This is a genomic window from Aliiroseovarius marinus (assembly GCF_050881025.1).
Taxonomy (GTDB): Bacteria; Pseudomonadota; Alphaproteobacteria; order Rhodobacterales; family Rhodobacteraceae; genus Aliiroseovarius; species Aliiroseovarius marinus_A.
Genome location: NZ_JBNNXQ010000004.1, coordinates 146,595 through 170,102, shown reverse-complemented (window position 1 = coordinate 170,102; position 23,508 = coordinate 146,595). Strand labels below are relative to the sequence as shown.

17 protein-coding genes are annotated in these 23,508 nt (G+C 60.4%); 8 read left to right on the top strand and 9 right to left on the bottom strand.

Annotated elements, in window-relative coordinates; translation table 11 throughout:
* Positions 1 to 35: 35 nt before the first annotated feature.
* The 3 genes from rpmB to meaB form a co-directional block, all read right to left on the bottom strand.
* Positions 36 to 323, bottom strand: coding sequence for a 50S ribosomal protein L28 (gene rpmB, locus ACRY08_RS13430; protein WP_432450466.1), 288 nt, complete (start codon positions 321 to 323; stop codon positions 36 to 38).
* 314 nt (positions 324 to 637) lie between these two features.
* Positions 638 to 2,467, bottom strand: coding sequence for an ABC transporter ATP-binding protein (locus ACRY08_RS13425; RefSeq protein ID WP_432450465.1), 1,830 nt, complete (start codon positions 2,465 to 2,467; stop codon positions 638 to 640).
* Between the two features lie 184 nt (positions 2,468 to 2,651).
* Positions 2,652 to 3,638 (bottom strand): methylmalonyl Co-A mutase-associated GTPase MeaB, encoded by a 987-nt coding sequence (gene meaB, locus ACRY08_RS13420; RefSeq protein ID WP_432450464.1) that lies wholly within the window; start codon positions 3,636 to 3,638, stop codon positions 2,652 to 2,654.
* Between the two features lie 143 nt (positions 3,639 to 3,781).
* Between meaB and hrpB the strand changes: the two genes are divergently transcribed.
* From hrpB to ACRY08_RS13405, 3 genes are all read left to right on the top strand, one after another.
* On the top strand, positions 3,782 to 6,235 hold the full coding sequence (hrpB, locus tag ACRY08_RS13415) for an ATP-dependent helicase HrpB (protein ID WP_432450463.1): 2,454 nt from the start codon (positions 3,782 to 3,784) through the stop codon (positions 6,233 to 6,235).
* Between the two features lie 120 nt (positions 6,236 to 6,355).
* Positions 6,356 to 6,814 carry an NUDIX hydrolase gene (locus tag ACRY08_RS13410; RefSeq protein WP_432450462.1) on the top strand — a complete coding sequence of 153 codons (459 nt, stop codon included), beginning with the start codon at positions 6,356 to 6,358 and terminating at the stop codon, positions 6,812 to 6,814.
* Between the two features lie 133 nt (positions 6,815 to 6,947).
* Positions 6,948 to 8,429 (top strand): inorganic phosphate transporter, encoded by a 1,482-nt coding sequence (locus tag ACRY08_RS13405; protein WP_432450461.1) that lies wholly within the window; start codon positions 6,948 to 6,950, stop codon positions 8,427 to 8,429.
* A 93-nt stretch (positions 8,430 to 8,522) separates the two neighbouring features.
* Here ACRY08_RS13405 and argF read toward each other — a convergent pair whose 3' ends face one another.
* Both argF and ACRY08_RS13395 read right to left on the bottom strand, forming a co-directional pair.
* The gene (gene argF, locus ACRY08_RS13400) at positions 8,523 to 9,449 is read right to left on the bottom strand and encodes an ornithine carbamoyltransferase (RefSeq protein WP_432450460.1); all 927 of its coding nucleotides are present in this window, start codon (positions 9,447 to 9,449) and stop codon (positions 8,523 to 8,525) included.
* Complete coding sequence (locus tag ACRY08_RS13395) at positions 9,446 to 10,627, bottom strand: aspartate aminotransferase family protein (protein WP_432450459.1); 1,182 nt, start codon at positions 10,625 to 10,627, stop codon at positions 9,446 to 9,448. The genes argF and ACRY08_RS13395 overlap by 4 nt, the downstream gene beginning before the upstream one ends.
* Before the next feature lie 261 nt (positions 10,628 to 10,888).
* Here ACRY08_RS13395 and ACRY08_RS13390 point away from each other — a divergent pair, with 261 nt between their 5' ends.
* From ACRY08_RS13390 to ACRY08_RS13375, 4 genes are all read left to right on the top strand, one after another.
* Positions 10,889 to 11,764: a DMT family transporter gene (locus ACRY08_RS13390; protein WP_432450458.1), complete on the top strand. Its 876-nt coding sequence runs from the start codon at positions 10,889 to 10,891 to the stop codon at positions 11,762 to 11,764.
* 111 nt (positions 11,765 to 11,875) lie between these two features.
* On the top strand, positions 11,876 to 12,454 hold the full coding sequence (locus ACRY08_RS13385; protein ID WP_432450457.1) for a GcrA family cell cycle regulator: 579 nt from the start codon (positions 11,876 to 11,878) through the stop codon (positions 12,452 to 12,454).
* Between the two features lie 235 nt (positions 12,455 to 12,689).
* Positions 12,690 to 14,087 (top strand): 30S ribosomal protein S12 methylthiotransferase RimO, encoded by a 1,398-nt coding sequence (gene rimO, locus ACRY08_RS13380; protein ID WP_432450456.1) that lies wholly within the window; start codon positions 12,690 to 12,692, stop codon positions 14,085 to 14,087.
* Between the two features lie 31 nt (positions 14,088 to 14,118).
* Positions 14,119 to 14,937: a hypothetical protein gene (locus ACRY08_RS13375; protein ID WP_432450455.1), complete on the top strand. Its 819-nt coding sequence runs from the start codon at positions 14,119 to 14,121 to the stop codon at positions 14,935 to 14,937.
* A 2-nt stretch (positions 14,938 to 14,939) separates the two neighbouring features.
* Here ACRY08_RS13375 and ACRY08_RS13370 read toward each other — a convergent pair whose 3' ends face one another.
* The 4 genes from ACRY08_RS13370 to ACRY08_RS13355 all read right to left on the bottom strand — a co-directional run bounded on the left by ACRY08_RS13370 (position 14,940) and on the right by ACRY08_RS13355 (position 21,273).
* On the bottom strand, positions 14,940 to 15,242 hold the full coding sequence (locus ACRY08_RS13370; RefSeq protein WP_432450454.1) for a hypothetical protein: 303 nt from the start codon (positions 15,240 to 15,242) through the stop codon (positions 14,940 to 14,942).
* A gap of 119 nt (positions 15,243 to 15,361) precedes the next feature.
* Positions 15,362 to 18,592, bottom strand: a complete 3,231-nt coding sequence (gene carB / locus ACRY08_RS13365) for a carbamoyl-phosphate synthase large subunit (RefSeq protein ID WP_432450453.1) — start codon at positions 18,590 to 18,592, stop codon at positions 15,362 to 15,364.
* A 105-nt stretch (positions 18,593 to 18,697) separates the two neighbouring features.
* Complete coding sequence (locus ACRY08_RS13360; protein WP_432450452.1) at positions 18,698 to 19,978, bottom strand: glycosyltransferase family 87 protein; 1,281 nt, start codon at positions 19,976 to 19,978, stop codon at positions 18,698 to 18,700.
* Entirely contained in the window at positions 19,975 to 21,273 is a 1,299-nt protein-coding gene (locus ACRY08_RS13355) for a glycosyltransferase family 87 protein (protein ID WP_432450451.1), read from the bottom strand. Before ACRY08_RS13355 ends, ACRY08_RS13360 begins: the two co-directional genes overlap by 4 nt.
* Before the next feature lie 234 nt (positions 21,274 to 21,507).
* Between ACRY08_RS13355 and aspS the strand changes: the two genes are divergently transcribed.
* Positions 21,508 to 23,358 carry an aspartate--tRNA ligase gene (gene aspS / locus ACRY08_RS13350; protein WP_432450450.1) on the top strand — a complete coding sequence of 617 codons (1,851 nt, stop codon included), beginning with the start codon at positions 21,508 to 21,510 and terminating at the stop codon, positions 23,356 to 23,358.
* Positions 23,359 to 23,508: the final 150 nt, after the last annotated feature.

Here is a 23,508-nt window from a genome sequence, read left to right as displayed (position 1 = left end):
CGGTTCAAATCCGTTCGATCCGGAAAGCGCTTGGCTTAGGCAGCAGCCTGAGCTTTGGCGATATCTTTCTTGATCTTCAGAGCGTTGGCCGACAGTTCGTCGTTCTTGGCTTTCGCCAGGAACGCGTCCAGACCGCCACGGTGGTCTACCGAACGCAGCGCTGCCGCCGAGATGCGCAGCTTGAACGCGCGACCCAGTGCTTCGGACTGCAGGGTCACGTCGTTCAGGTTCGGCAGGAACCGACGCTTGGTTTTGTTGTTGGCGTGGCTGACATTGTTGCCAGTCATCGGGCCTTTTCCGGTCAGTTCGCAAACGCGCGACATGGTCTTTTCCTTGCTCTCTCGGGCCAGATTGGTGAAAGCTCAGCGCGCCCTCGCGCCGTTCACGTCCAGCCGGTCAATACAAACGGGCACTGCCACGGCAGCGCCCCGAATTCCGTCCGCGGTGAATAGACGCGTTCAAAGGGGACGTCAAGTGAGTCGTGGCGCTTGCGGGGCGGAAATTTCCACCCCGCAACAGGTCGTTAATGCGCTTCGAGATTAACTTGAGACACAAGTTGATTTCGAAACGCCCGCAACACCAGTAGGTCCCGCGCGTTTCGCCTCACTATTGTGCGACAACAACAAGTCGAAACGCTTTAGTCCTCGGCCAAAAACCCGCCGGACTGACGCGCCCAAAGACCGGCATAAATGCCCTCTTTGGCAAGAAGCTGATCGTGGCTGCCGTCCTCAATCACGCGCCCCTGATCCAACACCACAATCCGGTCCATTTGGGCGATGGTGGACAGGCGGTGTGCGATGGCGATCACGGTTTTGCCCTCCATCATGCCATAGAGCGTTTTCTGGATCGCAGCCTCAACCTCGCTATCGAGCGCCGAGGTGGCCTCGTCCAGCACCAGAATCGGCGCGTTCTTCAGCATCACCCGCGCAATGGCGACACGCTGACGTTGTCCGCCAGACAGTTTCACGCCGCGTTCGCCCACATGGGCGTCATATCCGGTGCGCCCTTTCGGATCTTCCAACGACTGGATGAACTCATGCGCCTCGGCCCGTTCGGCGGCGGCAATCATCTCGGCTTCGGTGGCAGACGGGCGACCATAGAGCAGGTTCGCCCGCACCGAGCGATGCAAAAGCGAGCTGTCTTGCGTGACCATCCCGATCTGCGCGCGCAGGCTGTCTTGGGTGACGCCAGCCACGTCCTGACCGTCGATCAGAATGCGCCCCCCTTCGGGATCGCGGAAGCGCAAAAGCAGGTTCACAAGGCTCGACTTGCCCGCGCCAGAGCGCCCGACCAGCCCAACCTTTTCACCAGGCGAGACCGTTAAGGACACACCATCCAGCCCACCCGAGCCTTTGCCATAGTGATGGGTCAGCCCATCAAACAGGATCTCGCCTTTGGTCAGGGCCAGCGCAGACGCGTTCGGCGCATCCGTCACTTCATGCTCGACCGAGATTGAGCGCAGCCCTTCGCGGATCACGCCCGCATGTTCAAAGAGCCGCACAGTCACCCACATGATCCAGCCTGACATGCCGTTCAGACGGATGGTCAGGGCAGACGCGGCGGCGACTTCACCCACGGTGACGACACCGCGGCTCCAGAACCAGATTGAGGTGCCAAGAACTCCGGTGATCAGAAGGCCATTCAGAATATTCAGACCGAAGCTAAGCTCGGTCATCAGGCGCAGGAACCGTTGCAGACGCAGGCGGTGGCGCTTGAGCGCGGACAGCACATAGCGTTCCTCGCTTTCACCCTGAGAGAAGAGTTTGACGCTTTCGATATTCGCATAGGCGTCCACGATCCGCCCTGACAGAAGCGAGCGCGCATCGGACCATTTTTCAGACGCTTCTGCGACGCGCAGCGCAACCCAGCGGGTATAGATGACATAAAGCACCAGCCAGATCAGAAGGGGTGCGGCCAGACGCGGGTCAATCTGGCTTAGGATCAGGGCCGCCGCGATGACATAGGTCAGCGCGTACCAAATGCCTTCAAAGGCCATATAGGTGCCATCCTCGACCGCGCCGCCCAGCTGCATCACCCGGTTGGACAGCCGCCCGGCAAAGTCGTTCTGGAAGAACCCCATGCTCTGGCCCAGCATGTGCTTATGCGCGCGCCACCGGACCTGATCATGCAAGTTGCCCACAAGGGTCTGCTCCAAGAGCAGGTGGTTCAGGCCAATCATGGCCGGGCGCAGCAACAGGATGAAGAGTGCGGCCAACAACAGCTCCAGCCCATGGGTCTGGAAAAACGTCGGCGCGTCGGTGCCATCCATTAGGTCGATCACGCGACCGGAATAGAAAATCAGCCCGGTTTCGATCAGGGCCACCACAACGCCTGACAGCGCCATCAGCGCCATCAACTTGCCGAAGCCATCATACTGAGACTTCAGATAGGGCCACAGTTTGGCAGGCGGCGTCTTGTCCGAAAACGGACGAAAAGGGTCGATGAGGTTTTCGAAAAAGCGAAACATGATGCGCTCCATGCGCTATAGGAAATACAAAGGATAATCGGGGCTGACGACAGCCCAACAGGACCAGCGTCTAGTGTCGCGGTGGGGTCCTGAACTGATTCATCCTGCATTCTCCTGCATGTTTCAAAGGCACGCTAACCCAGCTGTTAGCGCTGATCAACCCCTGATGGCAGAGCGGCAGATTTCAGCTTTCAGAGGCGACTTTCAGGAAGGCGAGCATCTCGTCCGCGGCACGCGAGGCTGACAATTCTCCGGCCGCCACCTGACCGCCCAGCGCGTCGATCCGCGCGCGGGCATCCCCGGTTTCCAGCGCGGACAGAAGCCCGATGCGCAGGTCTTCCTCGAACCAATGACGGGCCTGCGCCGCGCGGCGTTTGTTCCAGTGCCCGTGTTCGCGCCGCCAAGTGACCAGCTCTTCCATCGTGTCCCATGCCTCGGGCAGGCCATCATGGGTGACGGCGGACACCATCAGAGCTTTCGGGAAACCTTCAGGGTCATAGACACGTTTGCGCAACAGGCGCAGGGCGCCTGCGTAGTCGGCACAGGTGCGCATAGCTGTTTCTTTCAAGGGGCCGTCAGCCTTGTTGACCAAGATCAGGTCGGCAATTTCCATGATGCCGCGCTTCACGCCCTGCAGCTCGTCGCCACCGGCGGGGGCAAGAAGCAAAAGGAACAGGTCGGACATCTCGGCCACCATGGTTTCAGACTGGCCGACACCCACGGTTTCGATCAGCACGATGTCAAAGCCCGCAGCTTCACACAGCGCCACCGCTTCGCGGGTGCGGCGCGCAACCCCGCCCATTTGCGCCTGTGAAGGCGAGGGGCGAATGAAGGCGTTCTTCTCGCGGCTCAGGCTTTCCATCCGGGTTTTGTCACCCAAAATGGACCCACCCGACCGGGCAGAGCTGGGGTCAACGGCCAGCACCGCAACCTTCAGCCCCTTTTCGATCAGGAACATGCCGAAAGCTTCAATGAAGGTGGATTTGCCGACGCCGGGCGTGCCGGACAGGCCAATGCGCAGGGCTTGACGGTTTTCCGGAGCCGTCGCCTCCAACAGCGCGACCGCCTGTGCGCGGTGGTCTGCACGACCGCTTTCCACCAGCGTGATGGCGCGCGCCAAAGCGCGGCGTTCGCCTGCAATCACCCGTTTGGCAAGATCCTGAATGTCCATGTCGCCTCCGCCTGTTGGCCGTGTTTTTGACGCCTGCGCCCGCGCCTGTCCAGAGGCCGCGCACATGTTAGCGCCGATTGCGCCCATCAGCTGACCTGTGATCCGGGCTGGACCCGGCGCGCGGAGCGTCGGATAAGGGCAAGATGACCGATCAACTGCCCATCTATGACGCGATCCCCGCGCTTTTGTCCGCGCTGGCAGATCATGGCCGCGCGGTCTTGATGGCGCCGCCGGGGGCGGGCAAGACCACCGTGGTGCCGCTTGAGATGTTGAAGGCAGGTGCCTTCGACGGGCGCCTGATCATGCTGGAGCCGCGCAGACTTGCCGCGCGCGGGGCGGCCGAACGCATGGCCCAAACGCTGGGCGAGAAGGCGGGCGAAACCGTGGGCTATCGCATCCGGGGCGAGGCCAAGATCAGCAAGACAACACAGATCGAGGTGGTGACCGAAGGCATCCTGACCCGCATGTTGCAATCGGACCCGTCTCTGGAGGGCATCGGCGCGGTGATCTTTGACGAATTTCACGAACGCTCCCTGAACGCGGACCTTGGCCTTGCCCTGACATGGGAAGCGCGGGCCGCGCTGCGCGATGACCTGAAACTGGTCGTGATGTCGGCGACCCTTGACGCTGACCCGGTGGCAAAGCTGTTGGATGACGCGCCCATCGTGCGCTCTGACGGGCGGGCCTTTCCGGTCGAAACCCGGCATCTGGACCGGCCCTTGCCAAAAGGCGCGCGTCTGCCGGACGCCACAGCTGAACTGGTTCTGACCGCACTGGATGACACTCAAGGCGGCGTTTTGATCTTCCTGCCCGGCGAAGGCGAAATCCGAAGATGCGAGTCCGCGCTGAAGGGCCGCCTGCCGGATTATTGCCATCTGCACACGCTCTACGGCGCAATGGATTTCGCGTCCCAGCGCGCCGCCATTCAACCCGCCAAGGCGGGTCGCAAGATCGTGCTGGCCACCGCGATTGCCGAGACCTCTCTGACCATTCAGGACATTCGCGTGGTCATCGATGCCGGCCGGTCGCGACGCGCGCGGTTTGATGCTGGGTCCGGCATGTCCCGACTGGTGACCGAGCGCACCTCCAAAGCCGAAGCCGAACAGCGCCGGGGTCGTGCCGGGCGCGTCGCCCCCGGCATCTGTTATCGGCTGTGGACCAAAGGCGAAGAAGGTGGCATGCCCCCTTTTGCCCCTGCCGAAATAGAAACCGCTGACCTTGCCCCCCTTGCGCTTGAACTGGCAGGTTGGGGCAGCCCGGACGGGGCGGGGCTGGCCTTTCTGACACCGCCCAACGCGGGCGTTTTGACCGAAGCGCAAAGCCTTCTGAAAAGCCTCGGCGCGCTGGATGCGGGCGGGCGGATCACCGATCACGGGACAAAGCTGGCCCGTCTGCCCCTGCATCCGCGCCTTGGGCACATGCTGCTGACCGCTGGCCCCAATGCGGCTGATCTGGCCGCTCTGTGGAGCGATCGGGACCCCCTGCCCCGCGGCGCGCCGATGGATTTGACCCTGCGGCTCGAGGCGATCCGCGACCCCAAGGGGTTCAGCGCAAAGCGGGGCCTTCAACCCAATCGCGGCGGGATCGAGCGCATCCGCACCGAAGCCAAACGCCTGCGCCGCATGGCGGGCGACGCGCGCCCGGACCTCAGCCCCGCGCAGATGGCCGCCCTTGCCTATCCGGACCGCGTGGCGCTGCGCCGCCCCGGAGATATTCCACGTTTCGTCATGTCCGGTGGCAAGGGCGCGGTGATGGATGAAGGCGACGCGCTGGCAGGTGCACGGCTGATCGTGGTGACCGACACGGACGGGAACCCGCGCGAGGCGCGGATACGTCAGGCCACCCGGATCGGCGAAGGTGAACTGCGTGAGCTTTTCGCGGATCAGCTCAACTGGGTCGACAGCTGCGCATGGTCCAAACGCGACGGGCGCGTGGTGGCGCGCAGGCAGGAATGTCTGGGCGCCGTGGTGTTGGATGATCGCATCTGGAAAGACACCCCAGCAGATGCCGTGGCGCGCGCCATGCTGGACGGTGTGCGTGATCTGGGTTTGCGCCCAACGGACGCCGCCAAACGGTTCATCGCGCGGGTCGAACTGGTGCGCGCGGGCGGCGATAGCCTGCCCGATATGCGCAACGACGCGCTGTTGGCCACGCTCGACGACTGGTTGCTGCCGCATCTGTCCGGCGTAAAAACCGCGACGGATTGGAAGAAGTTCGACATTCTGGAAGCCCTGCGCGCGCGTCTGGACTGGAACCAGATGTCACGGCTTGACCAAGAGGCGCCCGCTCATTTCACCACACCGCTGGGGCATAAAACCCCCATCGACTATTCCGGTGACACGCCCGAAATCAGTCTGCGCCTGCAAGAGATGTTCGGCGTGACCCGCCACCCAATGGTGGGCAAAACCCCTCTGCGCGTCACGCTATTGTCGCCCGCGCGCAGGCCTGTTCAGACCACCACGGATATCCCAAACTTCTGGGCCACCAGCTATGCCGACGTGCGCAAAGACATGCGTGGACGTTACCCCAAGCACCCGTGGCCAGAGGACCCGACAGAGGCTAACCCAACGCTGCGCGCAAAGCCGCGCGGGTCGTAAATACTGGGAAATAAGGGTAAAAATTGCCGCCTGAACCCGCAATACTTGCATTTCACCCGCAAAATCGCATATTTTAGGTGTTAATCACAAAAAACGTTCGAAAACGAGTACAGGCGCAACATGTCATCACTACTGAAACAGGCCTGGGCAGAGGTCGTCTCGCCCATTTTGAAACGCCCCAACCGCGTTCAGGTTGCGGCGCTGTGTTATCGTGGATCGGGTGATGACAAAGAAGTGTTGCTGGTCACATCGCGCGGAACCGGGCGCTGGATCCTGCCCAAAGGCTGGCCGATGGATGGCAAAAACGCCGCCGAAGCGGCCCGTGAAGAGGCTTGGGAAGAAGCCGGGGTGATCGAGGGTCAGCTGGACCGTGCGCCGATCGGAGAATACTCCTATGACAAGACGCTGGACACCGGTGGCGTGGCGCGATGTTCGGCTGCGGTTTTTCCCCTGAAAGTCGAAAAGCTGTCGGCAGATTTTCCTGAAGCGGACGAACGCACCCGCAAATGGGTATCGCCCGAAGAAGCCGCCGATATGGTCGATGAAAAGGGGTTGCGCCAGCTGTTGCGCGACTTCTAAGGCGCGGCTGCCCGAAACCGTCCCCCTCCCCAAGGGAATCTGTTGCAATTGAACCAAAGGCAGGCTAGCGCAGGCCGTGAATTGTAACGGCCATGTTACAGCCAGATGACAGCTGCAGCGCGGGGGACAAGCCATGAGTGGCGAGAATAACGGCAACCAGTGGAAGACGCTGGACAAAGACCTGAACCGGATCAGCCAGGTGGAGTATGCGACGCAATATGTCGCGCGCCCGCTGGTCGGCATGGGGGTCGCATTGGCCTTCATCGTGATCGCAGCTCTGGGCGCTGCCATGTTTTTCGGTCAGACGCCGACGTCGCTGGTGGTGGTGATCGCAGCGGCCTTCGGGGCCTATATGGCGCTGAATATTGGCGCCAATGATGTTGCGAACAATATGGGCCCGGCCGTTGGGGCCAATGCCCTGACGATGGGTGGCGCCATTGTGATCGCGGCGCTTTTTGAAAGCGCGGGCGCGTTGCTGGCGGGAGGTGACGTGGTCTCCACGATCTCGAAAGGGATCATTGATCCGGCAGGTTTTGACCACTCACGCACCTTTGTCTGGGCCATGATGGCGGCGCTGATTTCTTCGGCGCTTTGGGTGAACCTTGCCACTTGGGTGGGCGCGCCAGTGTCGACCACGCATTCGGTTGTGGGCGGTGTTATGGGTGCTGGCATCGCGGCGGCAGGCTTTGCTGCCGTCAGCTGGCCCACCATGGGCAAGATTGCCGCCAGCTGGGTCATCTCGCCGGTTCTGGGTGGCGTGATTGCCGCCGCCTTCCTTGCGCTGATCAAGCACAAGATTGTTTATCAGGACGACAAAATCGCCGCCGCAAAACGCTGGGTGCCGGTGCTGATCGGTATCATGGCCGCAGCATTCGGTGCCTATCTGTCGATCAAAGGCCTGAAACGGATCGTCAAGATTGATCTGGGAACCGCGCTGATGATTGGTGCCGCCGTGGGCGCGATCGCCTATGTGGTCACAGCGCCGCTCATTGCCCGTCAGGCCGAAGGGCTTGAGAACCGCACCAAATCGCTGAAGACCCTGTTTGCCCTGCCGCTGATTTTCTCGGCCGCACTTTTGTCCTTTGCGCATGGTGCCAATGATGTGGCGAACGCCGTTGGCCCGCTGGCCGCCATCGTGCATGTTGAAAGCGTGGGTGACTTTGCCGCCAAGGTGTCGATCCCCACATGGGTCATGGTCATCGGCGCCTTTGGTATCAGCTTCGGCCTGATGCTGTTTGGCCCAAAACTGATCCGCATGGTGGGCAGCCAGATCACCAAACTGAACCCGATGCGCGCCTATTGCGTGGCGCTGTCAGCGGCGATCACCGTGATCGTGGCCAGCTGGCTGGGCCTGCCGGTCAGCTCGACCCATATTGCTGTGGGGGGCGTATTTGGTGTGGGCTTCTATCGCGAATGGCATATGGAAAAACGCCTGCGCAAAACCATGGCCGCCCGCCCACAGGCAAAGCGGCTGGCCCCGGAAGAGCGTCGCCGCCGCAAGCTGGTGCGCCGGTCGCATTTCATGACCATCGTGGCCGCTTGGGTGATCACCGTGCCCGCCGCGGCGCTGATGTCGGCTGTGATCTTCTACATGCTGAACGCGTTGGTGGCTTGAGCCTAAAGCGTTTCAATCTCGAAATGCTTTAAGTATTCACAAAACAAAAAGGGGCGCCCCATTGGGCGCCCCTTTTTCGTCAACCAAGACGGATCACTTCCCCAAACACCAGCGCATCACGGCCTTCTGGGCGTGAAGCCGGTTCTCGGCCTCGTCAAAGATCACGGACTGAGGCCCATCCATGACCGCGTTCGTCACTTCCTCTTCCCGGTGGGCAGGCAGGCAATGCATGAACAGCGCGTCAGGCTTGGCGTGACCCATCAGCTCGTCATTGATCTGGTAGGGGCGCAGCAGGTTGTGGCGCCGTTCGCGAGCCGAGGGCGCGTCATGCATCGACACCCATGTGTCTGCCACCAGAAGATCTGCATTTTGCACAGCTTTCACCGGATCGCGCACGATCTCGATATTGGCGCCCTTGGCACGGGCTTCTTCAATGAACACCGCTTCAGGGTCGAGCACTTCCGGCCCGGTGAAGGTCACATCAAATCCGAACTGGCCGGCGGCGTGCAGGAACGAGGCGCAGACATTGTTGCCGTCGCCCGCCCAGACCACTTTCTTGCCCGCAATGGACCCGCGATGTTCTTCATAGGTCAGGATATCAGCCATGATCTGGCAGGGGTGTGACCGGTTGGTCAGCCCGTTGATCACCGGCACGTCGGCATGCTCGGCCATCTCAAGCAGCGTCGCTTCTTCAAACGTGCGGATCATAATCATATCGACGTAACGCGACAGCACGCGGGCCGTATCGGCCACGGTTTCGCCGTGCCCCAGCTGCATCTCGGACCCTGACAGCACCATCGTCTGCCCGCCCATCTGGCGCACGCCCACGTCAAAGCTGACGCGCGTCCGGGTCGAGGGTTTTTCAAAGATCAGCGCAACCATATGGCCATCAAGGGGGCGTTCGTCATCCAGCGCACCCTTTGGTTTGCCCTCACGCGCGGTTTTGATCCGATGCGCCTCGGAAATGATGCTTTTCAGGTCATCTGTGTCGGTTTTGTTGATGTCGAGGAAATGTGTCATGCGCTTTGGCCCTCCACAGCCTGGGCAGCGGTTTCAAGGCGGGTCAGCGCCTCGGCAATATCGTCGTCTTCAATGGTCAGCGCGGGCAAAACCCGCAACACGTTGTCACCCGCCGGCACGCACAGCACGCCCGCGTCATAGCATTTCGCCAGCACCTCGGTGTTGGGGGTTTTGCATTTCAGCCCCAGCATCAACCCTGAACCGCGCACGGCTTCGAACACGTCGGGATGCGCGGCAACAAGGCCTTCCAGCTTCTGGCGAAACAGTCCCGCTTTGCGGCTAACTTCAGCCAGAAACGCCGGGTCCGATACGATTTCCGTGACCTTGGAGCCGACCGCACAGGCCAGCGGGTTGCCGCCATAGGTCGACCCGTGGGTGCCAGCAACCATACCGCTTGCAGCCTCTTCGGTCGCCAAAACAGCGCCCAAAGGAAAGCCACCGCCGATGCCTTTGGCGACCATCATGATGTCCGGCGTGACGCCCGAGAACTCATGCGCAAAGAGCTTGCCGGTCCGGCCCATGCCGCATTGCACCTCGTCAAAGATCAGAAGCGCGCCTGCGGCGTCACAGGCGGCGCGGATGGCTTTCAGCTCCGCGTCCGGTACCGGGCGAATGCCGCCCTCGCCCTGCACGGGTTCGATGATAACGGCGGCCACGTCGCCCTCGGCCAGCTCGCTGGTCAGACCGTCCAAGTCGCCGAAGGCCAGATGCGTGAAACCGGGCAGAAGCGGGCCGAAACCTGCGGTCAGCTTGTCGCCACCCGCCGCGGCAATTCCTGCCGAGGACCGGCCATGAAACGAGCCGTCAAAGCCAATGATCCTCGCTCGATCTTCGCCTTTGTCCGACCAGTATTTGCGCGCCATCTTCACCGCCAGCTCGCAAGCTTCCGTGCCTGAATTCGTAAAGAACACCGTGTCGGCAAATGTCAGGTCGACCAGTTGATCCGCCAGCTTTTGCTGCTCAGGAATCTTATAGAGGTTCGACACGTGCCAAAGCTTCGCGCCCTGTTCGGCCAGCACCTCGACCAGCGCGGGATGGGCGTGGCCCAGCGCGTTCACCGCGATGCCTGCCCCCAGATCCAGATATCGTTCGCCCCCATCCGTGACGAGCCAGCTGCCCTGACCCCGCTCGAAAGCAAGGTCAACACGGTTATAGGTCGGCAAAAGCGACGGGATCATGGTGGTATCCTCTTCAAAAAGAAGCCTTTGGGTGCCGGATGGCAGGCCTCAAGTCAACAATTTCCAGATGGTTTTGGATGGGTTTGCGCAAACGGAGCGCGCAGGATCAAACGGACGGGACGTCAGGCGCGAATGCGTCGGCGTCGGGTGTGCACACTGACTGGTGCGATATGCGTGCGTTTGATCATGGGGGCGGGATAGGGGATCGCAATCGTGCTGTCCAGTCTTTTCAATCCGCGTTCCCACGCATAGGAGGGTGAGATGGAAACCCGAAACGCCCCCTTGGCGGCGGTCGGCTTCATGCTGACGGCCACCGTGTTCATCGCCGGCACCACCCTGATGGCAAAGCTGGCGGGGCGGGATCTGCTGGGCGATCCGCTGCACCCGTTTCAGATCACCCACGGGCGGTTCACCTTTGCTTTCCTTGCGATTGGCAGTTTTGCCCTATTCAAGCGGTTGCGCCTGACCCAACCAAGCCTGAGGTTGCATGTCGCGCGGTCTGCTGCGGGGTTTGCAGGTGTGACCCTGATGTTTGCCGCTGCCACGCTGATCCCGCTGGCGGATGCGACCGCAATCTCTTTTCTGAACCCCGTTTTCGCGATGCTGCTGGCCATTCCCTTGCTGGGCGAGCGCGTGGGCCCATGGCGCTGGCTGTCGGTGGCGATGGCGCTTGTCGGCGCGTTGATCCTGATCCGCCCCGGCGCCTCCAGTTTCGATCCCGCGGCTCTATTGGCCCTGGGGGCCGCAGCGCTGCTTGGGCTTGAGACGATCTTCATCAAGCGGCTTTCGGGGCGCGAGGCACCGTTACAGATCCTCGTGATCAACAACGCCATCGGTCTGACCATCGCATCTTGCGCCGTGCTGGCCGTTTGGCAGTCACCAACGCCCGCGCAATGGGGCGTGCTGGCGGCGCTTGGCTTCATGATGGCATCGGCGCAAGCCTGTTACGTGCAGGCGATCCGACGGGCGGACGCAAGTTTCGTCGTGCCCTTTTCTTATGCGACCCTGATTTTCGCGGCATTGTATGATTTTGGCGTTTTCGGCGTGGCCCCTGGCTGGATCAGCGCTGTGGGTGCCGCGATCATCGTGGCCGGCGGGGCAATCCTGGCATGGCGCGAGGGGCGACAGGCCAAGTAATACAGCTTCTTGGCTTGTATCCCCCGCCCGGGTGACTAGTATAGGGGCTTGTGAATTTACGAAGGGCTCCGGACGATCCTGACCGGCCGCCCCAGAAGACGGGAAGACAGCATGTCCTGGACTGACGAACGCGTGGAAATCCTGAAGAAAATGTGGGGCGAGGGGCAATCGGCCTCGGTCATCGCAAAGGAATTGGGTGGCGTGACCCGCAATGCGGTCATCGGCAAGGTGCATCGCCTTGGCCTTTCCAACCGCACGGGCGGTGGCAGCAAAGCGCCTGCCAAGGAGAAAGCCGCTCCGAAAGCGGCCGCAAAACCCAAGGCTGCAGCGAAACCCAAAGCAGCACCGAAAAAGGAAGCTGCTGCGGCGAAGGCGCCGGCGGCAGAAGCCAAACCGGTGAGCCCTGCACGCAAGGCGATCATCCCGGCTGGCCAACCGCTGCCGCCGCAACCCTCTGCCAACGAGATCAGCCCGGAGGCTCTGGCCTCGGTGCGCGAAGTTGAAAAAGGGGCGAAAAAGCTGAACCTGATGGAACTGACGGAACGCACCTGCAAATGGCCGATCGGTGACCCGGCCACCGAAGAGTTCTGGTTCTGCGGTCTGCCCGTTCAACAAGGCAAACCCTATTGCGAAGCACATGTGGGGGTGGCGTTCCAGCCCATGTCCTCGCGGCGTGACCGCAAGCGCTAAGCAAGCCAAAATCCCAAAAGAAAAAACGCGCCTCACCGGGCGCGTTTTTTTCGTTCGGGAAGCCTTCGCGTCAAAGACGCTGCGCGGCGTACGCCTTGCCACCTGCGGTGAGCGGGGGCAGGCGCCGAGCTTTGCTCGGCGCCTGCCTTGCCCAACCGAACGGCGTGCATTTCCTGCGCTCAGGACGGGCGGGAGCGCCCTTTCCAAATCCCGACACTTTGGCTATACGCCCGCCATGAGTAATTCAGCCAATCCGCCCGATCTGCGTCCCGACCTTGCCCCGAAAGCCCGGTTTTCAGAGCCAGCCCGCGACGGCCAGCCGACCGTGGGCATGGTGTCTTTGGGCTGCCCGAAAGCATTGGTCGACAGCGAGCGCATCCTGACCCGCCTGCGCGCGGAAGGCTATGCCATCAGCCCGGACTACTCAGGCGCGGATGCGGTGATCGTGAACACTTGCGGATTTCTGGACAGCGCCAAGGCCGAAAGCCTTGAAGCGATCGGCGAGGCATTGAACGAAAACGGCAAGGTCATCGTGACTGGCTGTCTTGGTGCGGAAGAGGACTATATCCGCGGCACCCATCCCAACGTCTTGGCCGTCACCGGCCCGCATCAATACGAGCAGGTGCTTGATGCCGTGCACGGCGCGGTGCCGCCCAGCCCGGACCCGTTCATTGACCTGCTGCCCGCGACCGGTGTCTCGCTGACCCCACGCCACTACAGCTATCTGAAAATTTCCGAGGGCTGTAATCACAAGTGCAAGTTCTGCATCATCCCTGACATGCGCGGCAAGCTCGCCAGCCGCCCCGCACACGCCGTGATCCGCGAGGCAGAAAAGCTGGTTGAGGCGGGCGTGAAAGAGCTCTTGGTGATCAGCCAGGACACATCGGCCTATGGGGTCGACATCAAACATGCCGAAGATCGCGGGCACCGCGCCCATATCACCGATCTGGCGCGCGATCTTGGGGCGCTGGGTGCGGGCAAGGACCTGTGGGTACGTCTGCACTATGTCTATCCCTACCCGCATGTGCGCCAACTGATCCCGCTGATGGCGGAGGGGCTGATCCTGCCCTATCTGGACATCCCGTTCCAGCACGCCCACCCAGACACTTTGAGGCGCATGGCCCGCCCCGCTGCAGCCTCAAAAACACTGGACGAGATCGCCGCATGGCGCGCGGACTGCCCGGACATCACCCTGCGTTCGACCTTCATCGTCGGCTATCCCGGCGAGACCGAAGGTGAGTTTCAAACCCTTCTGGACTGGATGGACGAGGCGCAACTGGATCGCGTCGGCTGCTTCCAATATGAAAACGTTGACGGCGCACGCTCCAACGACCTGCCCGACCATGTGCCCGCCGAGGTCAAACAAGATCGCTGGGAGAGGTTCATGGAAAAGGCGCAGGCCATTTCCGAAGCCAAGCTCGCAGCCAAGGTCGGCCAGACCGTGGATGTGATCGTCGACGATATCGACGAAGACGGCATCGCCACATGCCGCACCAAGGCCGACGCACCTGAAATCGACGGTAACCTCTTTATCGACGAGGGCACGGAAGGGCTGACCGTGGGGGATATCGTGTCTGTCGAGGTAGATGAGGCTGGGGAATATGACCTCTGGGGGCGCACCGTATTGAGCTGATTTCCAGGCACAATTTGACAGCTCCCTTACAGTGTTAATATCGTTAAGGTTGATTTTAAAGAATCATTTACGCCGTTGGGGAGGCGACTTTATGCGATTCACATCTGTCTTTCTTTGCCTATGCATGGTTCTGGCCACAGCTTGCGCAAACACTGAAAACACCAAAAAAGATACGGACAAACCTGCGACGGAAAGCACCAAAACTGACACCTCAGCCGATGGCGAAAAACCGCAGGGAAAAACGGCTGGCAACCGTGTCGAAAAGCTCTATTTAAACGCCGTCGGCGACGAATTAGAGCATCTCTGGACCGCTTCAACCGCCGATGACGTCCGCAAAACCGCTTACCGACTGGCCGGACTTCACCTGCAAGAAGCCAAACTCCAGTTCCGCATTCATACCGGTGGCAACGCGATTACACTGGCTGGGACCAGCATAGCCGCGGCAGGCGGTGTGGGGTCACTGTCAGCTGATCAGTTCCTTGCGGGCGCCTTGTTCACATCAGAGGTCACAAAATGGAGCGGTGCCAACACCGAAATCGAAGCACTCACCCGCGCGGCCGAGCAATCCGCATGCATTGCCAGCAAGGCTGACAAAGGGGTTCACACCGCGCGCGAGGCACTGCTTCTAAGCAATACAATTGTCCTGCGCAGGCTTCGCAAGCAAACCGTGAATGCGCGCACTCTTGTGGACAATATCCTCAGCAAAAACGGAAAAAGCGAGTTTGAAGAGAACATTGCACTCAAGGAAGAGCTGCGGGTCACCCGGATGATCCTTGATGCGAAAGAGGCAAACGACAAGAACCGCTCCAGCATCCTGAAATGCCTTCAGTACCCAACGTCGACGGGCTGAATTTACTCGCGGCTGACGCTGTAAAGCACCCAATCATCAATCTGGGTGATCTCGGTTGCGCCGGTGTCGGTCACGAAAACACCACGACCTTCGTAGTCAGCCGGGCAACCCACCAGATCGGCTGTGTGATCCAGATAGTTCACGGTCAGCTCGTTTTCGCCCAATTTCTCGCAAACGTCCGCCGGGGAACGATACCCGCCCATCAGCGGCAAATCGGTCACATTGGTGGTCGGCGTTGTTGTTGGATTCATCACTTCGCAACCGGCAAGCGTGCCGATCAGGGCGACGGGGACAAGGAATTTCATGGCTGCTCTCCTTTGATTTGCGCCGAGCATATCACAAAATTCGTCGTTGGGTTGAAAATCGAACAAAAGGCAAAAGGGCGCGGGATTGCCGCGCCCTTTCCCATGCAAGATGTGTTTTCTTACACATCCTGAAGCGGTTTTACATCAATCTCGCGTTCCGCCCGCGCTTTCATCGCGCGCGCCGCCGCATGGCTGGCCGCCAGCGTGGTGAAATAGGGGATCTTGTCCATCAGGGTGACCGACCGCATTTCGCGGCTGTCATTCACGGATTGGGTGCCCTCGGTTGTGTTCAAAACCAGCTGCACTTCGCCATCCTTCAAGCGGTCCACGATCATCCGGCCCGGCTCATAAGCTTTGGCAACCGTTTCGCTTTCCACGCCATTTTCGGCCAGGAATTTCGCGGTGCCGTAAGTGGCAAGGATGTGGAACCCCTGCTCTTTCAGCATCTGCGCGGTTTCAACCAAAAGCGGCCCCTTGTCGCCATCCTTGATCGACAGGAAAACATTGCCTTCGGTTGGCAGCACGGTGCCTGCACCCAGCTGGGCCTTCAAAAAGGCCATGGCGAAGCTCTTATCCGCACCCATAACCTCTCCGGTTGAACGCATTTCCGGGCCAAGGATCGTGTCCACACCGGGGAAGCGAGCGAACGGCATGACGGCTTCTTTGACCGCGTAGCTGTCGATCTCGGGGTCGACCAGATCGAAGGTGGATAGCTTCTCGCCGGCCATGACACGTGCGGCGATCGAGGCGATGGGCGACAGAACTGCCTTGGCCACGAAGGGCACGGTGCGCGAGGCGCGCGGGTTCACCTCGATCAGGTAAATTTCTTCGTCTTTCACCGCGAACTGCACGTTCATCAGGCCAACGACGTTCAGGGCCAAGGCCAGCTCGCGCGATTGGCGGCGCAGCTCCAGGATCACCTCTTTCGACAGCGAATAGGGCGGCAGCGAACAGGCGCTGTCACCCGAGTGCACGCCGGCCTCTTCGATGTGCTGCATGATGCCCGCCACATGCACGTCTTCGCCGTCAGACAGCGCGTCCACGTCCACTTCGACCGCACCGGCCAGATAGCTGTCCAAGAGAACCGGACTGTCACCTGACACGACCACAGCCTCGGCGATATAGCGTTCCAACTGCGCCATGTCGCGCACAATCTCCATCGCGCGGCCACCCAACACATAAGAGGGACGAATGACCAGCGGGAAGCCGATATCTTCGGCAATTGCCAGCGCTTCGGCGTCGGTCGAGGCGATGCCGTTCTTCGGCTGCTTCAGACCCAACTGGTTCACAAGCGCCTGAAAACGCTCGCGATCTTCGGCCAGATCGATGGCGTCCGGCGTGGTGCCAAGGATCGGAATGCCTTCCGCTTCCAATGCGTTCGCCAGTTTCAGGGGCGTCTGGCCACCGAACTGAACGATGACGCCATGCAGCGTGCCGGCCTCTTGTTCCTTGGCAAGGATTTCCATCACATGCTCGAAGGTCAGCGGCTCGAAATACAGACGGTCCGAGGTGTCATAGTCTGTCGACACGGTTTCGGGGTTGCAGTTGACCATGATGGTTTCATAACCGCTTTCGGTCAGCGCGAAACAGGCGTGACAGCAGCAGTAATCGAACTCGATCCCCTGCCCGATCCGGTTCGGACCACCGCCCAGAATGACCACTTTCTTGCGATCCGAGGGACGTGCCTCGCATTCCACCTCGCCCATCATCGGGGCTTCGTAGGTCGAATACATATAAGGCGTCTGCGCTTCAAACTCAGCCGCGCAGGTGTCGATGCGTTTGAAGACGGCGGTGACACCCGCCTTGCGGCGCGCATTGCGCACGTCTTTTTCGGTAAACCCGGTCAGTTTCGCCAAACGCGCATCGGTGAAGCCCATCATTTTCAGATTGCGCAGACCGGCTTCATCCGACGGCAGACCGTTTTCTTTCACCGCATTTTCGGCGTCCACAATCTCGCGGATGCGATCAAGGAACCACGGGTCAAAAGCGGTCACACGCTGGATTTCCTCGTTGGACAACCCGTGACGCATGGCTTGCGCGATCTTCAGGATGCGGTCGGGGCGCTGTTCAGAAATCGCCTTGATGATGGCGGGATGCTCAGGCGCGCCTTCAATCTCGATCTCGTCAAAACCGGTCAGACCGGTTTCCATCGAGGCCAGCGCCTTTTGCATCGATTCGTGGATCGTGCGGCCAATGGACATGACCTCGCCCACGGATTTCATCGCGGTGGTCAGCTCGGGCTTGGAACCGGGGAATTTCTCGAAGGCAAAACGCGGGATTTTGGTGACGACATAGTCGATGGTCGGCTCAAAGCTGGCAGGCGTGACCTTGGTGATGTCATTGTCCAGCTCGTCCAGCGTGTAGCCCACGGCCAGCTTCGCGGCGATCTTGGCAATCGGGAAACCGGTGGCTTTTGACGCCAGCGCCGAGGAGCGCGACACGCGCGGGTTCATCTCGATCACAACCATGCGGCCATCTTCGGGGTTCACCGCCCATTGCACGTTCGATCCACCGGTTTCCACGCCGATCTCGCGCAATACGTTGATCGAATGGGTGCGCATCAGCTGGTATTCTTTGTCGGTCAGCGTCAGCGCGGGCGCGACTGTGATCGAGTCGCCGGTGTGAACCCCCATCGGGTCCACGTTTTCGATGGAACAGACGATGATGGCGTTGTCGGCAGTGTCGCGCACCACCTCCATCTCGTATTCTTTCCAGCCCAGCAGGCTTTCGTCGATCAGGATCTGATTGACGGGCGAGGCATCCAGACCGGTGCCGCAATAGTGGATGTATTCTTCCTTGTTATAAGCCACGCCGCCGCCAGTGCCGCCAAGGGTAAAGGCGGGGCGGATGATCGCGGGCAGGCCGATATCATCCAGAGCGGCCATGCATTCTTCCATCGTGTTGGCGATGGTGGCGCGCGGGTTTTCAATGCCCAGACGGTCCATGGCTTCGCGGAAGAGCTTGCGGTCCTCGGCCATCTCGATCGCATCACGCTTGGCGCCGATCAGTTCCACGTTGAACTTGTCCAAGACGCCCAGATCGTCCAGTTCCAGCGCGGTGTTCAGGCCGGTCTGTCCGCCCATGGTGGGCAACAGCGCATCGGGGCGCTCTTTTTCGATGATCTTGGCGACCACGTCGGCGGTGATCGGTTCGATATATGTCGCGTCGGCCAGACCGGGGTCGGTCATGATCGTCGCCGGGTTCGAGTTCACCAGGATGACCCGGTAGCCTTCTTCGCGCAGCGCTTTACAGGCTTGAGCGCCCGAATAGTCAAACTCGCAGGCCTGCCCGATGATAATGGGCCCCGCACCGATGATCATAATCGAGTTGATATCTGTTCTTTTCGGCATGGTATCCCCCATCGGCAGACTGGTGGGCGCGCGGAAATCCCAACCGCACGCAAATTGTCGTGGGTTATAGACAGCCGAGGGGTTTGTGCAAGCCCCGAAAGCGCCTCAGCGCCGGGTTTCGCGCGCGAAAGCAAACAAAACCGCAATCACGGCCAAAACCATGCTGACATGCAGATGCACTTGCACATATCCGGCCCAGTCATAGTCCGACAAAGTCAGGAACAACGCGATGGATAAAAGGCTGGCGATGGCCAAAAGCACTGGCAAGCACCACGAGGCACGCATGAGTGTCGCCAAGGCCGGCAAAAGAAGGGCTGGCAGGATCAGATAATGTATCCATCCCAGTGGCGCGGTGAGCACGACGAAGAGAAAGCTCAGAAGAAATCGCAACCATTGGCGTGTTGTGTCTGGCACGTCTCGGGTGACCCAGAAGCTTGCTCCAAGTCCCGCGAGCAGGATCACGCGCGCGCTGATGCCCACCCAGACAGGCTGCGCCACCATGCCGGGACCCGGAATGTCCCAATGCGCCGTGCCAGACAGCAGGGTGCTCAGATGCAAAAGGCTCAACTCGATCCCAATCGACAGGCGGCTTTCCAAAATCTCGCCATCCAGCATGCCGATGCGCTCCAGCAGCCCCGCATGCATGGGCCAGCCGGTGATAAGAACCGACCCGCCCGCAAGCACAGCCCCCACCAGCACAAAGGCGCTCAACGCGCGCCAATTGCGCTCCATCACAAAGACCACGGCCAACATGGCGGGCATCAGTTTGATCGCCGCCGCCAGCGCCAATAGCGCCCCCGCAGACAGGTCGCGACCCCGCATCATGGCCCAAAGCGCGCCAACCATAAGGGCCGAGACGAATATCTGCGGTTGTCCCAACTGCAGCGACAGCATGCCAAATGAGGTAAAACCAATCAGCACTCCGCAAGCCAACACCCAAAGCAACAGGTTTGGGGCATCGCCGTGAAACGTCTCGGCCGTCATGCGGCGCGCCATATCAAACCCGAAAAGGACGAGGGCCACCAGCGAGGCGACATTCAGAACCAACATCGCATTGGCAAATTCCACCATGGTCATGCCCTGGGTCAGTGGGGCCAGCAGCGCAGCCCAGACCGGCGGGTAAACGAAAGGGGGCAGGATGGCATTCGGGTTCCCCTGCTGAGCCGCAAGGGCTGTCCACTCAGGCGGCGTGCCGCTGTCTGGCCAGAAAAACGCGCCCGCGGGATACACAAGATCATAGGCCCCCTGACCGTAGAAATGCGCAGCAAAGTAAAGTGCGCTGAGGTCCACCGGCCAATTGTCCCAGTAGGTGCGCAGCAAAAGACCCGCAATCACAATCAGCGCGGCCAAGCCGGCATAGGTCATTCCCTTGGATGCGGCGCTCATGACGAGACCTCACCGCGGGGGGTGTGCGCCAAGACCACAACAGTCACGGAGAACAGAAAAACCACCAATGCAACGTGGAACAGGCTCTGCACCGGGATCACAAGAAACTGTTTGAAAATAAACGAGAACATCACAACAGAGAACCCGATCAACGCCATAAACCCAGCCGCCCAGACGGCGCGGGTCGGGCGCAGTTCGATCAGTCCGGGAAGCAAAAGAAGGGGCAGGAACAGATAGTGCAGCCACCCCAGCGGACTGACCAGTATAGACAGAAGTTGCAAAAGCAAGAGCCGCCCCCACAGACGCGGCCCCGTATCAAGCGCGCGTGTCACCCACCAGGTCAGGCAGGTTCCGCTCAGAAGGCACAGCTTGATGCTCCAGTCGATCCAGACAGGTTTCGGTTCAACCCGCGGCAAATGCACCGCCCAGTCAAACCCACCCGACACGGCCTGTTGTGCATAAAACAACGCCTGATCCAGCCCAAGATGAACCCGTGACAGCAGCACATCGCCCTCGATCATGCCCAGCTTGGCCATGAATTGCTCGTGCAGCGCCCAGCCCGTCGCCATCACGGACAGCCCTGCCAAAGCGCCCCCAACGACGAAAAATGTTGCCAGAGCCCGCCAGCGCCGCTCCATCACAAAGATCACAACAAAAAGCGCCGGTGTCAGCTTGATCGCCGCCGCCAGCGCCAGCCAGCCGCCCGCCCGAAAATCCCGCCCGCGTGACAATTGCAACATCGACAGCAGCACCAAAGCCGAGACAAAAACCTGTGCCTGACCAAGATTGAACGACAAATGCGCCGCCATGCTGGTGGCCGACAGCAAAGCCGCCAGAAGCACCCACCGGAAAATCGTTTCTGCGCGCGGGCCGAACAATGCAGCACCCATCCAGATCATGACAGCCCCCGATGCCAGATTGAGCGCAAGGTTCATCCCCGCAGCCGCCCGAAAACTGACCCATTCGGTGAATGGTGCAAAAACCGCGGCCCATAGCGGCGGATAGATATATGGCGGAAATTGCTCGGGCGTGGTGTGGAACTGTGCCGCCGCCGCTTCGGCCTGCGCGCGCCAAGCCAAGGGAGGCTCATCCCAGAAAAACTGGTCGCTGGGAGGGAAAATCATGTCGAACGCACCATCGGCGTAAAACGTGGCGGCGATATAGATGGAGGAAAAATCGATCGGATAAACGGAGCCGCTATTGACCCAGAACACCACGACCCAGATCGCGATGACCAGCAAAATCCGCACATATGTCTGGCGCGGAGGGGTGTCCTGCATCAGAATATCCGACATTAATAACCTCTGCCCCTACCCAAACCTGAAGCTTCGCCTTGAAATGGCTCAGGTCGCGGACTGTATGATGGGCCCTCAATTTTTATCGCTTTTAGCGAGTTTGATCCGTTCGGCAAAGCCTCTTGCACAGCTCAAGGCACGGTTTTGTGGTCAAATCGACCGCTTCATCTTGACTTTGGGCCTCAAGGCAGGTGTATCGGCGCGAAACCTTTGAACCGCTCTTGGGAGCCTGACATGCACGCCTATCGCAGCCACACTTGCGCCGAACTGAACAAATCCAACGTCGGTGACACCGTCCGCCTGTCGGGCTGGGTCCACCGGGTGCGCGACCATGGTGGCATTCTGTTCATCGACCTGCGCGACCATTATGGCGTGACGCAGGTGCTGTGCGATCCCGACAGCCCGGTCTTTGCCGAGATGGAAAAAGTGCGCTCGGAATGGTGCATTCGCATCGACGGCAATGTGAAGGCGCGTGACGCCGATCTGGTCAACGACAAGATCCCCACAGGCGAGGTCGAAGTTTTTGTGCGTGATCTTGAGGTGCTGGGCGACGCGGGCGAGCTGCCGCTGATCGTCTTTGGCGATCAGGAATACCCGGAAGAAACCCGCCTGAAATATCGCTTCCTGGACCTGCGCCGCGAGGTGATGCAGGAAAACATGAAGCTGCGCTCGGACGTTGTGGCCTCGATGCGCAAGCGCATGTGGGACGCGGATTTCCGTGAATACCAGACGCCCATCATCACCGCCTCCAGCCCTGAAGGCGCACGTGACTTCCTGGTGCCGTCGCGTCTGCATCCGGGCAAGTTCTATGCGCTGCCGCAAGCCCCTCAGCAGTTCAAACAGCTGATGATGGTGGCTGGCTTCGACAAGTATTTCCAGATCGCACCATGTTTCCGCGATGAAGACCCGCGTGCCGACCGCTCGCCCACCGACTTCTATCAGCTGGACATGGAGATGTCCTTTGTCGAGCAGCAGGATGTGTTTGACACGATTGAACCCGTTCTGAAGGGCGTGTTCGAAGAGTTCGGCGGTGGCCGCAAGGTCGATCAGGACTGGCCGCAGATCTCGTATAAGGACGCGGCGCTGTGGTATGGCACCGACAAGCCGGACCTTCGCAACCCGATCAAGATGCAGGTGGTGTCGGAACATTTCGCAGGCTCTGGCTTTGCAATCTTCGCCAAGCTGCTGGAAAACGAAGGCACCGAAGTGCGCGCGATCCCGGCGCCCAAAGGCGGCTCGCGCAAATTCTGCGACCGAATGAACAAGTTTGCCCAGCAGGAAGGTCTGCCCGGCATGGGCTATATCTTCTGGCGCGAGAAAACCGCCGATGGCGTGGCGCAGGAACTGGGCATCACCGTGAAGGAAGCACAGGCCAAGCTGAAATCGGGTGAAGTGGAAGGTGGCATGGAAGCCGCCGGTCCGCTGGCCAAAAATATCGGGCCCGAGCGCACCGAAGCCATCCGCCAGCAGCTGGGTCTGGACGTGGGTGACGCGGCCTTCTTCCTGGGCGGAAAGCCCAAAGCATTCGAGGCTGTCGCTGGCCGCGCCCGCGCCGTCATCGGCGACGAGCTGGGCCTGACCGACAAGGACCGTTTTGCTTTCGCTTGGATCGTGGACTTCCCGATCTATGAAGCCGACGAAGAAACCGGCAAGATCGACTTTGAACACAACCCATTCTCGATGCCGCAAGGTGGTATGGACGCGCTGAACGGCGATCCCCTGGACGTTTTGGGGTACCAGTACGACCTTGCCTGCAACGGCTACGAGCTGGTGTCGGGCGCCATTCGGAACCACAAACCCGAGATCATGTTCAAAGCGTTTGAACTGGCAGGTTACGGCAAGGACGAGGTGGAGAAACGCTTTGGTGCGTTGGTCAACGCGTTCCAATACGGCGCACCGCCCCACGGTGGCTGTGCCGCAGGTGTTGACCGCATCGTGATGCTTCTGGCCGATCAGGAAAATATCCGCGAAGTAATGATGTTCCCGATGAACCAGCGCGCCGAAGATCTGATGATGAATGCACCGTCGGAACCGATGAACGAGCAGCTGCGCGAGCTTCATCTGCGTGTGATCCCACAGGAGTAAAACGCGCAGGTATTGCGCGGCCGGGAGTTTTGCTGACGGCAGCTTGCTTCCTTGTGCAAGCTGACCTCATCTATTGGGCGTCAGACAGTACTCGGTCGCGTTATTGCATAAAAAGAAAGGCGCTGATGCGCCTTCACTTTGCGATCTCTC

What these genes read in the sequence shown, in the direction of transcription:
- rpmB (WP_432450466.1), bottom strand. Translation starts at nt 323, where the DNA reads ATGTCGCGCGTTTGCGAACTGACCGGAAAAGGCCCGATGACTGGCAAC.
- ACRY08_RS13425 (WP_432450465.1), bottom strand. Translation starts at nt 2,467, where the DNA reads ATGTTTCGCTTTTTCGAAAACCTCATCGACCCTTTTCGTCCGTTTTCG.
- meaB (WP_432450464.1), bottom strand. Translation starts at nt 3,638, where the DNA reads ATGGACATTCAGGATCTTGCCAAACGGGTGATTGCAGGCGAACGCCGC.
- hrpB (WP_432450463.1), top strand. Translation starts at nt 3,782, where the DNA reads ATGACCGATCAACTGCCCATCTATGACGCGATCCCCGCGCTTTTGTCC.
- ACRY08_RS13410 (WP_432450462.1), top strand. Translation starts at nt 6,356, where the DNA reads ATGTCATCACTACTGAAACAGGCCTGGGCAGAGGTCGTCTCGCCCATT.
- ACRY08_RS13405 (WP_432450461.1), top strand. Translation starts at nt 6,948, where the DNA reads ATGAGTGGCGAGAATAACGGCAACCAGTGGAAGACGCTGGACAAAGAC.
- argF (WP_432450460.1), bottom strand. Translation starts at nt 9,449, where the DNA reads ATGACACATTTCCTCGACATCAACAAAACCGACACAGATGACCTGAAA.
- ACRY08_RS13395 (WP_432450459.1), bottom strand. Translation starts at nt 10,627, where the DNA reads ATGATCCCGTCGCTTTTGCCGACCTATAACCGTGTTGACCTTGCTTTC.
- ACRY08_RS13390 (WP_432450458.1), top strand. Translation starts at nt 10,889, where the DNA reads ATGGAAACCCGAAACGCCCCCTTGGCGGCGGTCGGCTTCATGCTGACG.
- ACRY08_RS13385 (WP_432450457.1), top strand. Translation starts at nt 11,876, where the DNA reads ATGTCCTGGACTGACGAACGCGTGGAAATCCTGAAGAAAATGTGGGGC.
- rimO (WP_432450456.1), top strand. Translation starts at nt 12,690, where the DNA reads ATGAGTAATTCAGCCAATCCGCCCGATCTGCGTCCCGACCTTGCCCCG.
- ACRY08_RS13370 (WP_432450454.1), bottom strand. Translation starts at nt 15,242, where the DNA reads ATGAAATTCCTTGTCCCCGTCGCCCTGATCGGCACGCTTGCCGGTTGC.
- carB (WP_432450453.1), bottom strand. Translation starts at nt 18,592, where the DNA reads ATGCCGAAAAGAACAGATATCAACTCGATTATGATCATCGGTGCGGGG.
- ACRY08_RS13360 (WP_432450452.1), bottom strand. Translation starts at nt 19,978, where the DNA reads ATGAGCGCCGCATCCAAGGGAATGACCTATGCCGGCTTGGCCGCGCTG.
- ACRY08_RS13355 (WP_432450451.1), bottom strand. Translation starts at nt 21,273, where the DNA reads ATGTCGGATATTCTGATGCAGGACACCCCTCCGCGCCAGACATATGTG.
- aspS (WP_432450450.1), top strand. Translation starts at nt 21,508, where the DNA reads ATGCACGCCTATCGCAGCCACACTTGCGCCGAACTGAACAAATCCAAC.